Below are 14,776 nucleotides of genomic sequence, written 5' to 3' on the forward strand. Positions count from 1 at the left end.
ATCGGTTCATCGGGAAAAAACGTCGCAGATTGTTTCCGTGGCGGATAAAGTCGTCGTCGCGATCCAAAACAATCGGTCCCTCAGGCGGACGGAGGCGGGCCGGCGCATGATCGGCAATCTGGGCGATCTTGAAATCTTCGCGCGCATCGTCACCGCGGGCAGCCTGTCGGCGGCCGGGCGGGAGATGGGCCTGTCCCCGCCGGTGGTGTCCAAGAGGGTGCAGCGGCTGGAGGAGCGCCTCGGCGCGCGGCTGTTCCAGCGTACCACCCGCAAGGTGACCCTCACCGAGGCCGGCCAAGGCTTCTACGAGCGGGTGGTGGCGATCCTTGCCTCCATCGAGGAGGCGGAGAGCCAGCTCGCCCGCAAGTCGTCGGAGGCGCGGGGGCTCCTGCGTGTATCGGCCCCCACCTCGTTCGGGCGGCTGCACATCGCGCCCCATCTGCGCCCGCTGCTCGACGCCAATCCGGACCTCACCATCGACCTCGAGCTGTCGGATTCCTTCGTGGACATCGTGGGCGAGGGCTTCGACGTGGCGGTGCGCATCGCCGATCTCGACGATTCGAGCCTGGTCGCCCGCCGCCTCGCCTCGGTCCACCGGGTGCTGTGCGCCACGCCGGACTATCTGGCGCGGGTCGGGGAGCCCCGGCACATTTCCGAACTCTCCGGCCATGTGCTGCTCGCCACCCACGGGCAGGACCCGTGGCGGCTGGAGGGGCCTGACGGGCCGGTGACGCTGCGGGTGCATTCCCAATTGCGCACCAATTCCAACGAGGTGGTGCGCGAGGCGGTGCTGGCCTCGGTGGGCATCGCCCTGCGCTCCACCTGGGACGTGGGGCCGGAACTGCGCTCGGGCGCGCTGAAAGTGGTGCTGCCGCGCTGGCGGGCCTCGCACCGGGTGGGGCTGTTCGCGGTCTATCCCTCGCGGCGCTTTCTGCCGCAGAAGGTCCGGGTGTTCATCGACCACCTCGCCGCGCTCTACGGCCAGGTGCCGCCTTGGGACGAAGGCCTTGACCAGCTTCTGGAGCAGCAGCAGGCGGCCTAATACCATCGGCCTCGGTCTTCGACCGATGCGAAGTGGGTACGCTCAAGTGCCGCGCGGGCTTGACCAATACCCCTTGAGCCAAGCTCAAGGGGTATTGGTATGGGCGGGCGACGCGCCCCCTTCCGCATTCCTCCGGAATGTCGCCGCTTGGTCCCCCATGGTACCCGGATCGCTTCACGCGAAGCGGTGACAGCCATGAAAATTGCGATTCCCACCGGGGACTGGGCCAGCGTCGCCGGCCATGCGGGCAAGGCGCGGCGCTGGTTCATCTATGATCTGGCAGGTGTTGCCGCCGGCGATGCCCTGCCGGCGCCGGCGCGGGTGGAACTTGGCAAGGAGGAAGTCCTCCACCATTTCACCGACGATCGCCCGCATCCCCTCGACGGGGTGGCCCTGGTGGTGGCGGGCAGCGCGGGCGATGGCTTCCTGCGTCACATGAAGAAGCGGGGCACGGCCGTGCTGCTCACCGGAGAGAGCGATCCGGCCACCGCGCTGGCCAAGATCCTCGCCGGCGAGGCGCTGCCCGACCAGCGCTTCGACGTGACGACCACCTTATGCAAGGTGCGCGACCTGTTCTCGCGGCACTGAGGCGCCCGCTCCCCGGTACCGCCGGGATCACACGTCCACGCTGGCGCGCAGGGCGTTTTCCTGGATGAACTCGCGCCGCGGTTCCACCGTGTCGCCCATGAGGCGGTTGAAGAGGTCGTCGGCGGCGTCCACTTCCTTCACCCGCACCTGAAGCAGCGAGCGGGCGTTCTTGTCGAGGGTGGTTTCCCAGAGCTGCTCCGGATTCATCTCGCCAAGGCCTTTGTAGCGCTGGAGCGAGAGGCCCTTGCGGCCGGTGTCGGTGACCGCGTCGAACAGGTCAACCGCGCCGAACAGCACCTGCTCGTCATTCTTGCGCTTGAGCACGGAGGCGGCGGTGAACACGCCTTCCAGGTCCCGCGCAAGATTGTCCAGCCGCCGCGCCTCGGGCGAGGCGACGAAGGCGTGGTCGATGCGCGCCACCTCGGCGACCCCGCGCACGGTGCGGGAGAAGGTGTAGCCGGCGTCGTCGAACAGGCCGGTCCAGCCCCGCTCTGTCTCGTCCGCCAGAGCGTCGAGCCGCATGGCGACCTCGGCGGCGGCGGCGATGCCGGCGGCTTCATCCTGCAATGCCGCCGCGCCGAACGCGCCCGCAAGCGCGGCCTGCTCCGCCACCGCACGGTTGTAGCGCGGGTGCATGGCGCCGAGCGCCGCGCGCATCTGGCGTGACACCTCCACCACATGGGCGAGGTCCGAGCCCGTGCGTACCTCGCCGGAGGCCAGGTGCAGGGAGGCCTCGTCGAGCCCGGCGGTGATGAGATAGTCCTCGAGCGCCTTTTCGTCCTTGAGGTAGGTCTCGGACTTGCCGCGCGTCACCTTGTAGAGCGGCGGCTGGGCGATGAAGAGGTGCCCGGCATCCACCAGCTCTGGCATCTGCCGGAAGAAGAAGGTCAGCAGCAGGGTGCGGATATGGGCGCCGTCCACGTCGGCGTCGGTCATGATGATGATCTTGTGGTAGCGCAGTTTGGCGAGATCGAAGCCGCCCGAATAGCCGTCGTCCCGCCCGATGCCGGTGCCGAGCGCGGTGATCAGGGTGCCGATCTGCTCGGACGACAGCATCTTGTCGAAGCGCGCGCGCTCCACGTTCAGGATCTTGCCGCGCAGGGGCAGCACCGCCTGGAAGGCGCGGTCGCGGCCCTGCTTGGCGGAGCCGCCGGCCGAGTCACCCTCGACGATGAAGATCTCGGACTTGGCCGGGTCGCGCTCCTGGCAGTCGGCAAGCTTGCCGGGCAGGGAGGCCACGTCCAGCGGGCTCTTGCGGCGGGTGAGGTCGCGGGCCTTGCGGGCAGCCTCGCGGGCGGCGGCTGCTTCCACCACCTTGCCGATCACGTTCTTGGCTTCCGCCGGGTTTTCCTCGAACCAGACCGACAGCGCCTCGCTCACGAGGGATTCCACCACCGGGCGGACCTCGGAGGAGACCAGCTTGTCCTTGGTCTGGGACGAGAACTTGGGGTCCGGCACCTTCACGGAGAGCACGGCGGTGAGGCCTTCACGGCAATCCTCGCCGGTGGGGTCCACCTTCTCCTTCTTGGCGATGCCGGAGGAATTGGCATAGCCGATCACCTGCCGGGTCAGCGCTGCCGCAAAGCCGGTGAAATGGGTGCCGCGATCCCGCTGGGGAATGTTGTTGGTAAAGCACAGGATATTTTCGTGGTAGCCGTCGTTCCACGACAGGGCGGCTTCCACGGTCATGCCGTCCTTCTCGGCGCGGATCACTACCGGCTTCTGGAGCAGGGCGGACTTGGAGCGGTCGAGGTACTTCACGAAGGCTTCCACGCCGCCCTCGTAATGCAGCTCCTCGCGCTTCACGTCGGCGGTGCGGGCGTCGGTGAGGATGATGAGCACGCCGGAATTCAGGAATGCCAGCTCGCGCAGCCGGTGCTCCAGGGTGGCGTAGTCGAACTCGATCTTGGTGAAGGTCTCGGGGCTCGGAGTGAACGTTACCCGTGTGCCGCGCTTGTCGGCGGGGGCGTCGCCCACCACCTTCAGCGGGGCTTCCGCGTCGCCATGGCGGAAGCGCATGAAGTGCTCCTTGCCATCGCGCCAGACGGTGAGGTCGAGGGTGGTGGACAAAGCGTTCACCACCGAGACGCCCACCCCGTGCAGGCCACCGGAGACCTTGTACGAGTTCTGGTTGAACTTACCGCCGGCGTGCAGCTGGGTCATGATGACCTCGGCCGCCGAGACGCCCTCTTCCTTGTGGATGTCGGTGGGGATGCCGCGCCCGTCGTCGGTCACCGTCACCGAGCCGTCGGCGTTCAGGGTGACCGTGACTTCCTTGGCCCAGCCGGCGAGCGCCTCGTCGATGGCGTTGTCCACCACCTCGTACACCATGTGGTGGAGGCCCGAGCCGTCATCCGTATCGCCGATGTACATGCCGGGTCGCTTGCGCACGGCATCGAGGCCCTTGAGGACCTGGATGGACTGGGCGCCGTAATCGTCGGGGGACGCGGCAGGCACGGGTTCGGCCATGATTGATCTCGAATCGTTGAGCGACTTGTTGCAAATCTAGCGCAAAGTGGCGGTTATTTGGTGGCGGCTGCGCGTCTTTCCACGCCTTGGCCGGCGCGATAGCGTGCAAAGCCGTCCGCGCGCAACTTGCAGGCGGGGCATTCGCCGCAGCCGTAGCCCCAGGCGTGGCGCTTGCCGCGCTCGCCCAGGTAGCAGGTGTGGGTGTCCTCCACGATCAGGTCCACGAGGGCCGTGCCCCCGAGCCGTTCCGCAAGGCCCCACGTCTCGGCCTTGTCGATCCACATGAGCGGGGTGTGGAGGACGAAGCGCTTCTCCATGCCGAGGTTCAGCGCCACCTGCATGGCCTTGACGGTGTCGTCCCGGCAGTCCGGGTAGCCGGAAAAATCGGTCTCGCACATGCCGCCGATGATGTGCCGCAGACCCCGCCGGTAGGCCAGCGCCGCGGCGAAGGTGAGGAACACCAGGTTGCGGCCGGGCACGAAGGTGTTGGGCAGGCCGCCTTCCGCCATCTCCACCGCCACGTCGCGGGTCAGGGCGGTCTCGGAGATCTGGCCGAGCACCGGCATGTCCAGCATGTGGTCGGCGCCGAGCCTTGAGGCCCATTCCGGCTTCAGGGCGGCGAAGGCGTTGCGCAGCACGGGGCGGCGCTCCAGCTCCACCGCGTGGCGCTGGCCGTAATGGAAGCCGAGGGTCTCCACCCGCCCGAAACGCTCCAGCGCATAGGCAAGGCAGGTGGCCGAATCCTGCCCGCCGGAGAAGAGCACCAGCGCGCCCTCCTCCTTCTGGGCCTGTGCCTCAGTCATTCAGGATCGGTCCCCCGATGCTGCGCCCGCACTCATTCACGCTGCTCATTCCCCCGGGGCCTTGGCATCGATGGAGATCGCATGCAGGCCCTTGGCGATCTCGCCCTGGAGCAGGCCGTTGACGATGCGGTGGCGCTCGATACGGCTCTTGCCGGTGAATTCGGGGGAAATGACGCGGACGCGCAGGTGCGTCACTCCGCCATCCTCGCGGTGCTCGGCACCCTTGTGCTGGTGGCTCACGCCCGCATGGCCGGCGTGCTTGTGGCTCTCGTCCTCAAGCTCGAGAACTGAAGCGCTAAGGCCCTGTTCGAGGGTCTGGCGGATGGCGGAAAGGGAGGTCTGCGACATGGAAAATCCAATAGCTGAAATGGAACACGCAAAAGGCGCGGCGCCCAAGTGGCGCTCTGCCGGAGGGCGCATTATATGGGGATTGTCGCAGCCCGCCTAATCGTCACGCGGGCGGGGTGCCAAGGCTCAGCCGGCAGCCGCGACGATGCATCCGTTACCGCCCCTTCCGTGGGTCTTCTCCACCACGTTTCTTGCCGCGCCGCGGGACGGCGCTCATAATCGCCGCGCCATGAAATTGAATTCCCCCCTCTTCGACCGAATCCGGGTGAAGCCCGCGGAGGACCGGCGCACCCGCCGGTTCCTCCAGGGCTGCCAATGGCCCGGCTGTGCGGCGGAGGGAAGCCACAAGGCGCCCAAGGGTCGGCACCAGGAAGGCCAGTACTGGCACTACTGCATCGACCACGTGAAGGCCTACAACCAGTCGTACAATTATTTCGCCGGCATGACCGACGACGCCGTCTACGCCTACCAGAAGGATGCGCTGACCGGCCATCGCCCCACCTGGAAGATGGGCGCGAAGGGCGACGGCCAGCCCGGCGCCTCCGCCAATGGCCCCCCCGACCCGGACGGCATGCGCGACCCCTTCGGCTTCACCGCCGAGATGGGCGGCGCCTTCCGCGCCGACCGGCCGGAGCCCGACGGGCGCATCGTGCGCACCACCGAGCGCCGGGCGCTGGAGCTGATGGGGCTGGAGATGTCCGCTGAGCCGGCGGAGATCAAGGCCCGCTACAAGGCGCTGGTGAAGCTGCACCACCCGGACGCCAACGGCGGCGACCGCTCGTCCGAGGACCGGCTGCGCAGCGTCATTCAGGCCTATAACAGCCTCAAGCAGGCGGGTTTCTGCTGACCGATCCGAAGGATGGCCGGCTTCACGCGGCTGCGGACCTCAACGGCCCCGCACCGGAACGAACACAGGGAAGAGGCGCGCCGCGCGCGTCGACGGAGGAGTTATGAGCGTCACGGAGACCATTGCCCCGACCCCGGACATGAAGGTGTCGGTTCGCCAGACGTTCGGCATCGACATCGACATGGATGTTCCGGCCTTCTCCGAGGCGGACTCCCACGTGCCGGAGCTCGATCCCGATTATCTGTTCGATCGGCCCACCACCCTCGCCATTCTCGCCGGCTTCGCCCGTAATCGTCGCGTGATGGTTACCGGATACCATGGAACCGGCAAGTCCACCCATATCGAGCAGGTGGCGGCGCGGCTGAACTGGCCGTGCGTGCGCATCAACCTCGACAGCCACATCTCGCGCATCGACCTCATCGGCAAGGATGCGATCGTGGTGAAGGACGGCCTGCAGGTCACCGAATTCCGCGACGGCATCCTGCCCTGGGCCTACCAGAACAATGTCGCCCTGGTGTTCGACGAATATGACGCCGGCCGCCCGGACGTGATGTTCGTGATCCAGCGCGTGCTGGAATCCTCCGGCCGGCTCACCCTGCTCGACCAGAGCCGGGTCATCCGCCCCCATCCCGCCTTCCGGCTGTTCGCCACCGCCAACACCATCGGCCTCGGCGACACCACCGGCCTCTATCATGGCACCCAGCAGATCAACCAGGCGCAGATGGACCGCTGGTCCATCGTCACCTCGCTGAACTATCTGGCCCACGACAAGGAAGTGGACATCGTGCTCGCCAAGGCGAAGCACTTCCAGAACACCGAGGGACGCGACACGGTGAACCGCATGGTGCGCCTCGCCGACCTCACCCGGCAGGCCTTCATGAACGGCGATCTCTCCACCGTCATGAGCCCGCGCACGGTGATCACCTGGGCCGAGAATGCGGACATCTTCCGCGATATCGCCTTCGCGCTCCGGGTCACCTTCCTCAACAAGTGCGACGAGCTGGAGCGGCCGCTGGTGGCCGAGTTCTTCCAGCGCTGCTTCGGCCAGGAGCTGACCGAGAGCACCGTGAACGTCGCCTTGTCCTGAGCCGGGATCTCCCGGCTCCCTCCATCCTGACTTGCGAGACGCCGCCATGGCCCCGACCAACCGCACCCCCGGAAAGGCGCCGAAGGAAGCCCCCGCCGAGCCCTTCAAGCGGGCGGTGGCGGGCTGCTTCAAGGCCATCGCCGGTGTCTCCGAGTTCGAGGTGACCTTCGCCTCGGAGCGGCCGGCGCTGGCGCCCGACCGGGTGCGCCTGCCCGAGCCGCCCCGCCGCTTCACCCTGCAGGACGCCGCCATCGTGCGCGGCCATGCGGACAGCCTCGCCCTGCGCCGGGCGTGCCATGACCCCAAGGTCCATCGCAAGATGCTGCCCCAGGGCGAGGTCGCCCGCGCCGTGTTCGAGGCGGTGGAGCAGGCCCGGGTGGAGGCCATCGGCGGCATCCGCATGCCGGGGGTGAAGCGCAACCTCGCGGCCATGCTGCAGGACCGCTACCACCGCGGCAGCTTCGCCGACATCACCGAGCGTTCGGAAGCGCCCATCGAGGACGCCATCGCCCTCATGGTGCGCGAGCGCCTCACCGGCGAGCCCCCGCCGCCTGATGCGCGCAAGATCGTGGAGCTGTGGCGCTCCTATATCGAGGACCGCGGCTCCGCCGACCTCGCCCGCCTGTCCGACAGCATCGAGAACCAGAAGCGCTTCGGCGAGATCGCCCGCGATCTCCTCGCCTCCCTGGACATGGGCGAGGAAAGCGGCCTCGACACCGATCAGGAGCCCGACGATTCCGACAGTGAGGGCGGCTCGCAGGAAGAGGGCGGCGAGAGCGGCGACGCCAAGGAGGACGACAGCCAGCAGGGCGCTACCGAGGTCGAGGCCGAACTGTCCGAGGAGGACATGCCCGACAGCGCCGCCGAGAGCGATGCCGCCCCGCCCGCCGAGGCGCCGGACGGCACCGAGATGGGCGACAGCGATGAGCCGGCGGAGCCCTGGCAGCCGCGCCCGCCCATCACCCATGACAATCGCGGGCCGGAATACCACGCCTTCACCACCAAGTTCGACGAGGAGACCACGGCGGAGGACCTGTGCGACCCCGAGGAGCTGACGCGGCTGCGGTCCTATCTGGACAAGCAGCTCGCCCATCTCCAGGGCGTGGTGGCGCGCCTCGCCAACCGCTTGCAGCGGCGCCTGATGGCCCAGCAGAACCGGGCCTGGGAGTTCGACCTGGAGGAGGGCGTGCTCGATCCGGCGCGGCTCGCCCGCGTCATCATGGATCCCACCGCCGCCCTGTCCTTCAAGCGCGAGCGCGACACCGACTTCCGCGACACGGTGGTGACGCTGCTCATCGACAATTCCGGCTCCATGCGCGGCCGGCCCATCACGGTGGCTGCCACCTGCGCCGACATCCTCGCCCGCACGCTGGAGCGCTGCGGGGTGAAGGTGGAGGTGCTGGGCTTCACCACCAAGGCGTGGAAGGGCGGGCAATCCCGCGAGGGGTGGCTCGCCGCCGGCAAGCCGGTGGGTCCCGGCCGGCTGAACGACCTGCGCCACATCATCTACAAGTCGGCCGACGCTCCCTGGCGGCGGGCGCGGCGCAACCTCGGCCTGATGATGCGCGAGGGCCTGCTGAAGGAGAATATCGACGGCGAGGCGCTGGACTGGGCCCACAAGCGCCTTCTGGCCCGCACCGAATCGCGTCGCATCCTGATGATGATCTCCGATGGCGCGCCGGTGGACGACAGCACCCTCTCGGTGAACGCCGGCAACTACCTGGAACGCCACCTGCGGCACATCATCTCCGAGATCGAGACCCGCTCGCCGGTGGAGCTGATCGCCATCGGCATCGGCCATGACGTGACGCGCTATTATCGCCGCGCCGTCACCATCGTGGATGCCGAGGAGCTGGGCGGGGTGATGACCGAGAAGTTGGCCGAGCTGTTCGAGGACGAACCGAAGGCCGCCCCCAAGGCCGCATCGCGCGGTCGGCTTCATTGAGGAGGCGCACCCGCTTCGCCTTCGGTTTTGCGGCGGCGGGGCTGGGCCTTGCCGCCGTGGTCGCGGTGGCGACCTCCGGGCTACTGGCCAAGCCGCTGGCGCTGCCGGTCACGCCGGAGGCGATCACGGTTGCGGCCCGTCCCATCGCCAGCTTCCGCTCGGGCGAGGATAAAAGCCGCTTCGGCGCCCTCGATTTCCGCGGCGGTCTGGTGCTGTCCTCCGACTTTGCCGGGTTCGGCGGCATTTCCGGCTTCTCGCTGGGTCCGGATGGCCGCTTCCTCGCCGTCACCGACGCCGGCCTGTTCCTCTCCGGCCATCTTGACACCGACGGCGACCGGCCCACCGGCCTGTCCGATGTTCAGGCCGCGGCGCTGCTCGACGGGCAGGGCCGGGTGCAGGCCACCCGCGGGCGCGGCGATGTGGAAGCGGTCACGGTGGCGCCCGACGCCGTCTATGTCGGCATGGAAACCATCAACGAGATCTGGCGCTATCCGCGCGATCCCCTGGGCCAGAAGGGCACGCAGGTGCCGGCGCCGGCCATTCGCGGCCTGCGCATGAATCTCGGCGTGGAAAGCCTCGCCTATGTTCCGACCGGCGCGCTGAAGGGGACGCTGGTCGCCATCGGCGAGCAGGGCGCGGACAAGGCGGCGGACCTGCCCGGCTTCCTCATCGGCGGGCCGAAGCCCGGCACCTTCACCGTGGCGAAGAGCGGCCCCTTCAGCGCCACCGATCTCGCCCTCGGCCCCGAGGGCGAGATGTATCTGCTGGAGCGCCACTTCTCGCCCCTCACGGGGGTTAAGATGCAGCTCCGCCGCTTCGCCCTGGCCGATGTGCAGCCGGGCGCGCGGCTGGAGGGCGAGGTGCTGGGCACCTTCGACATGGGCTATGAGATCGACAACATGGAAGGGCTCGCGGTGACCCGCAACGCCGCCGGCGAGACCCTGTTGACCCTGGTTTCCGACGACAATTTCAGCATGCTCCAGCGCACCATCCTGCTGCGCTTCGCCGTGGTTCGGGACTGAGGCGGCCTCGCGTCCCGAAACGGGACGGTGGTCCTGCGTCCGGCGGAACCGGCCGGGAACGAAAGGCGCGCGAATCGCGAGCCGGTTTAAAAACCGCCTTTGTTCTTCCCGTCCCGTTTCCGCACGGCCTTAGCTCCCTTGCCGTCCAACGCCGGCACACATGGGGAACGGAGCCGGACCGAATCGGCTGCGGTCCGCAGGTCCGGTTCCGTTCCGCGTTGCGCCGTCCGTTCCCGCCCGCGTTCCCGGCTCCCTTGCCGCGCAGGGCGCCCCATGCCCATATGCGCCCGGCCCAGAGGGCCGAACGAAAGGGCGTTCCATGCTGCTGACCGGACCGAACGTGTTCGTGCTCGTCCTGCTCGTGCTCGCGGTGGCGGTGGTCTTCTCCGGGGTGAAGACGGTGCCGCAGGGCTACCAGTACACGGTGGAGCGCTTCCGCCGATACACCAAGACGCTCCAGCCGGGCCTCAACCTCATCGTCCCGTTCATCGACCGCATCGGCAACAAGGTGAACGTGATGGAGCAGGTGCTCCCGGTGCCGACCCAGGAGGTCATCACCAAGGACAACGCCACCGTCGCGGTGGACGGGGTCGCCTTCTACCAGGTGTTCGACGCGGCGCGCGCGTCCTACGAGGTGGCCCGGCTCGACACCGCCATCCTCGCCCTGACCATGACCAACATCCGTACCGTCATGGGCTCCATGGACCTCGACCAGCTCTTGTCCCACCGCGACGAGATCAATGTGCGCCTGCTGCGGGTGGTGGATGCCGCCGCCTCGCCATGGGGCATCAAGATCACCCGGGTGGAGATCAAGGACATCGTGCCGCCGGCGGACCTGGTCAACGCCATGGGCCGGCAGATGAAGGCGGAGCGCGAGAAGCGCGCCATCATCCTGGAGGCCGAGGGCCAGCGGCAGTCCGAGATCCTGAAGGCGGAAGGCCAGAAGCAGGGCCAGATCCTCCAGGCCGAGGGCCGCCGCGAGGCTGCCTTCCGCGATGCCGAGGCGCGCGAGCGCCTGGCCGAGGCCGACGCCAAGGCCACCCAGATGCTCTCCGCCGCGGTGGAGAGCGGCGATCCGGCGGCGCTGAACTATTACATCGCCGAGAAATACGTGAAGGCGTTCGAGGCCATGGGCACAGCGCCCAACCAGAAGGTGGTGCTGGTGCCCTATGAGGGCACGGCGCTCCTCGGCTCGCTCACCGGCATCGGCGAGATCGCCCGCGCTGCGTTCGGCGGCGATGGGCCGGCGGGGGCGCGGCCGCCGCTTTCCGGCAGCCGGCGGCCCACCGGTCCCGCCACGGTGCCGCCCCCGGCCCACGGCTGAGGGCGCACCATGCTCGCCGATCTCGGACCACTGCTTGGAACGGTTCTTGGACCTTGGACCTGGTTCATCCTGGGCGGCCTGCTGCTGGTGGCGGAGATCGCCGCGCCGGGGGCCTTCCTGCTCTGGCTGGGCCTCGCGGCGCTGGCCACCGGGGCATTGTCCTACGTGGTGGGCCTGAGCTGGCAGGGCGAAGTGCTGGCCTTCGCTGCGCTGGCGGTGGTCGCGGTGCTCATCGGCCGCAGGATCAGCCCGGCGCCGGGCCGGGCCTCGGACAGGCCGTTCCTGAACCGGCGGTCGGAAGGCTTCGTCGGCCGCGTGTTCACGCTGGATGAGCCCATCCTGGGCGGCGTCGGCCGGGTGCGGATCGACGATTCGGTCTGGCGCATCGAAGGACCGGACCTTGCGGCCGGCCGGGACGTGAAGGTGGTGGCCGCCGATGGCGCCATCCTGAAGGTGGAAGCGGTGGAGGGCTGAGAGGCCGTCTGGTAACTTAAAACGCCTTGCCCCGTTCCCCCCTTCATGCCCAGGCGTGTCCCACGCATCTACGCCGAACCGCTTGCGATAACGCGCGAAAGCCCTTCCCAGCGCCCGCATGGATGGCCGGGACAAGCCCGGCCATGCCAGTCCCTCCGGCCGGCTCTCAGTTCAGCCCGCGCAGCAGGCGATCGAGATAGTCGAGTTCGAGCTGCGGCCGCGTCGGCTCTTCCAGGCGCCTGCGCAGTTCCTCCAGCACACGGCGGGCGCGCTGGGCGTCCACCTCGTCGGGCACCTTCACCGAGAAGTCGTCGCCATAATCCTGGCTGCGCAGGGGCCGGCCCATGGGGTCGGTGCGCTGGGCGGCTTCCTCACCGGGTCCGCCGGGGCCTTGGCCGTCCTGGTTGCCGCGCTGGCCCTCGGCCATGGCCTGCGCGCCCTGGCGCAGGGACTGGAGCGCCCGGCCTTCGGCGTCGAGCGCGCCCTGGCCTTCGCCACGGCCCAGCGCCTCCTCGGCCTCGCGCATGGCGTCGCCGGCGCGGCCCAGCGCATCGCCGGCCCGGTCCATGGCCTCGTTGCCCTCGCCGTTCTGGCCCTGCTGGCCGGGGCCGCCCTGTTGACCTTGCTGGCCCTGCTGCATGCGGCGCATCTCGTCCAGCATGCGGCCGAGGCGGCGGCGCAGCTCCTGCTGGTTCTGCTGGAGATCGCCGAAGCCGTTCTCCCCCTGCTGGCCTTGCTCGCCCTTCTGACCTTGCTGTCCGCGCTGTCCCTGTTGACCCTGCTGGCCGTTCTGCTGGCCCTGCCGGTTCTGGCGCCAGGTGCGGTCGCGCAGGCGCTGCTGCTCCTGGATCATCTTGCCCAGCTCGTTCTGCTGCTGGTTCTGGCGCCCGGCCTGCTGGCGTCCGCCGGGCTTCATGTTCTCCATCATGGCCTGCATCTCGTCGAGCAGGGCCTTGGCGGCGTCGCGATTGCCGGAGCGGGCGAGATTCTCGATGCGGTCCAGCATGCGCTGGAGATCCTGCGGGCGCACGATGCGGGTGTTGGGATCGAGCGGGCGCGCATCGGTGTTGCCGTCCCGCTGCGCCTGCTCGGCCAGCTGGCGCATCATCTTGTCCATGGCGGTGCGCAGGTCCTGGGTGAGGCGCTTGATCTCCTCCTCGCTCGCCCCGCGCTCCAGCGCCTCGCGCAGCGCCTCCTGCGCGGCCTTCAGCTCGCGCTCAGCCTCCGACAAGGTGCCGTCCTCGATCAGGACCGCCACCTCCCACAGATAGTCCACCAGCGCGCGCAAATCGTCGTCGTTGCGGGCGGTCCTGGCACGGGCGAGAGCGGTGGTGAGGCCGAGATATTCGCCCGCCGCCGGCGTGAACTGCTCGGGGGCGGTGGTGAGCGCATTGAGCACCGCCACCAGTCGCTTGCGGTTGGCGGGATCGAAGGCGAGGCGCCGCCGCTCGTCGATGAGGGCGCGGGCCAGCGGCTTGGAGAAGGTGCGCGCGGGCAGGCGCACGGTCTTGGTCTCGCTCAGCCCTTCGTTGCCCGCCTCGTCGCGAGCCTTGAGGGTCACGCTCACCCGGGCGCCGGCCCAGGGATGGGCGATCAGATCCTTGGAGGTCTGCGCCGCGCCGCTCTTGCCGCCGGCGGGCAGGGACAGCTTTAAGTCAGGCGCCGGCACCAGCGGCTGCGCCAGCTTGGGCGGCGTCGCGCCGGGGCGCGGGAATAGGGGCGGCTCGGGTGGCAGCGGGGCGAACACGGCCTCGGCCTCCTTCACCCCGTAGTCGTCCTCCATGCGGTAGGCCAGCACAAGCGCGTTGCGCGGCCCGGTCTGCGGGTCCTTGGCGAAGGCGATGGAGGGGGCCATGTCCGGCAACGCCTTGAAATGCCACATGAGGCGGCGCTGGTCGGGACCCAGGAAGGTGACGTCCGCATCGGTCTTGATCACATAGCGCCGCTCACCGCCGGTAGCGGGGGCATCGCCTTCGGGCTTCACCTCGGAGACGCCGCCTTCCAGTTTCAGGGAGGCGGCATCGATGCCCGCGCCGCGCACCACCAGCACGCTGCCGGTGGGTACCTGCAGCGCCGCGGCGTTCAGGGAGGAGGGATCGTCCGAGCGCAGGCCCGGCAGAACCACGGGCGGGCGTCCGGTATAGCCCGGCGGATCGACCCAGGCATCGAGCCGGTAGGGGGTGGGCGGGGTCAGGGCCTTCCAGTCGAAGGCGGCGCCGATGCGCGACAGGTGCGCGCCGGGCGCCATGAAGAAGGTCGCGATCAGCGCCAGCACTGCCAGCGCCCGCACCGCGCGGGGATCGAGCCGGGCAAGTCCGGGCTCGGGGGGCCCGGCGCGCAGGGTGCGGGCGGCGTCGAGCGCGCGGGCGAGGTGGGCGCGCCACAGGGCGGCGCCCACCGGATCGTCGGGCTTGGTGGCGAGGCTGTCGGAAATGGCGGTGGCGGGCCGGTGGGCGAGGGCGCTCCTGCGGTCGAGCCGGGCGACGCCGTCATCCTCGCTGGGCCAGCGCAGGGTCAAGAGCGGGCGGGCGGCGAGCACGAGCAGGAGGGCGAAGGCGACGACGCCGGCGATGCGCACCGCCACCGGAACCGAGAGCCACAGGCCGGCGAAGGAGAGGGCGAGGAAGGCGGCCGCGACAATGCCCACCCGCGCGAGGCCCGGCCAGGCGCGTTCCCAGAACAAAGCGAGGCGGGCGCGGCTGACGGCGCGGGCCAGAAGGAAGCGCGCGTCGCCTTCCGGCGTGCGCGGGAGCTTTCCGTCGCGAGGTGCGCTCACACTCTCTCCCTTCTTCCCGCCGGCGGCCGGGATCGGACGCGGCACACGCAA

Annotated in this window: 12 protein-coding genes; 8 read left to right on the forward strand and 4 right to left on the reverse strand. The window is 69.2% G+C overall.

Annotated features, from left to right (window positions below):
* The first annotated feature begins 109 nt into the window (after positions 1–109).
* Both FZ033_RS21160 and FZ033_RS21165 read left to right on the forward strand, forming a co-directional pair.
* Positions 110–1,042, forward strand: a complete 933-nt coding sequence (locus FZ033_RS21160; RefSeq protein ID WP_232847600.1) for a LysR family transcriptional regulator — start codon at positions 110–112, stop codon at positions 1,040–1,042.
* Between the two features lie 195 nt (positions 1,043–1,237).
* Positions 1,238–1,630: a NifB/NifX family molybdenum-iron cluster-binding protein gene (locus FZ033_RS21165; RefSeq protein WP_149578028.1), complete on the forward strand. Its 393-nt coding sequence runs from the start codon at positions 1,238–1,240 to the stop codon at positions 1,628–1,630.
* A gap of 27 nt (positions 1,631–1,657) precedes the next feature.
* Here the strand turns inward: FZ033_RS21165 and gyrB are convergent, their stop codons facing one another.
* The 3 genes from gyrB to FZ033_RS21180 are packed head-to-tail and all read right to left on the reverse strand — an operon-like array spanning position 1,658 to position 5,250.
* Entirely contained in the window at positions 1,658–4,099 is a 2,442-nt protein-coding gene (gyrB, locus tag FZ033_RS21170) for a DNA topoisomerase (ATP-hydrolyzing) subunit B (protein ID WP_149578029.1), read from the reverse strand.
* Between the two features lie 53 nt (positions 4,100–4,152).
* Positions 4,153–4,902 (reverse strand): 7-cyano-7-deazaguanine synthase QueC, encoded by a 750-nt coding sequence (gene queC / locus FZ033_RS21175; RefSeq protein WP_149578030.1) that lies wholly within the window; start codon positions 4,900–4,902, stop codon positions 4,153–4,155.
* A gap of 45 nt (positions 4,903–4,947) precedes the next feature.
* The gene (locus tag FZ033_RS21180) at positions 4,948–5,250 is read right to left on the reverse strand and encodes a BolA family protein (RefSeq protein WP_232847596.1); all 303 of its coding nucleotides are present in this window, start codon (positions 5,248–5,250) and stop codon (positions 4,948–4,950) included.
* Positions 5,251–5,479: 229 nt separating this feature from the next.
* Between FZ033_RS21180 and FZ033_RS21185 the strand changes: the two genes are divergently transcribed.
* From FZ033_RS21185 to FZ033_RS21210, 6 genes are all read left to right on the forward strand, one after another.
* On the forward strand, positions 5,480–6,097 hold the full coding sequence (locus FZ033_RS21185; protein ID WP_149578032.1) for a J domain-containing protein: 618 nt from the start codon (positions 5,480–5,482) through the stop codon (positions 6,095–6,097).
* 103 nt (positions 6,098–6,200) lie between these two features.
* The gene (cobS, locus tag FZ033_RS21190; protein ID WP_149578033.1) at positions 6,201–7,184 is read left to right on the forward strand and encodes a cobaltochelatase subunit CobS; all 984 of its coding nucleotides are present in this window, start codon (positions 6,201–6,203) and stop codon (positions 7,182–7,184) included.
* A gap of 46 nt (positions 7,185–7,230) precedes the next feature.
* Positions 7,231–9,129: a cobaltochelatase subunit CobT gene (gene cobT, locus FZ033_RS21195; protein WP_149578034.1), complete on the forward strand. Its 1,899-nt coding sequence runs from the start codon at positions 7,231–7,233 to the stop codon at positions 9,127–9,129.
* Entirely contained in the window at positions 9,126–10,151 is a 1,026-nt protein-coding gene (locus FZ033_RS21200) for an esterase-like activity of phytase family protein (protein WP_188079610.1), read from the forward strand. The genes cobT and FZ033_RS21200 overlap by 4 nt, the downstream gene beginning before the upstream one ends.
* A gap of 325 nt (positions 10,152–10,476) precedes the next feature.
* Positions 10,477–11,475: an SPFH domain-containing protein gene (locus tag FZ033_RS21205; protein WP_188079616.1), complete on the forward strand. Its 999-nt coding sequence runs from the start codon at positions 10,477–10,479 to the stop codon at positions 11,473–11,475.
* A gap of 9 nt (positions 11,476–11,484) precedes the next feature.
* Positions 11,485–11,949, forward strand: a complete 465-nt coding sequence (locus FZ033_RS21210) for an NfeD family protein (protein ID WP_149578037.1) — start codon at positions 11,485–11,487, stop codon at positions 11,947–11,949.
* Positions 11,950–12,115: 166 nt separating this feature from the next.
* On the opposite strand, the gene FZ033_RS21215 is transcribed toward FZ033_RS21210, so the two are convergent.
* Entirely contained in the window at positions 12,116–14,725 is a 2,610-nt protein-coding gene (locus FZ033_RS21215) for a TIGR02302 family protein (protein WP_149578038.1), read from the reverse strand.
* Positions 14,726–14,776 lie beyond the last annotated feature (51 nt).

Source organism: Xanthobacter oligotrophicus (genome assembly GCF_008364685.1).
GTDB lineage: Bacteria > Pseudomonadota > Alphaproteobacteria > Rhizobiales > Xanthobacteraceae > Xanthobacter > Xanthobacter oligotrophicus.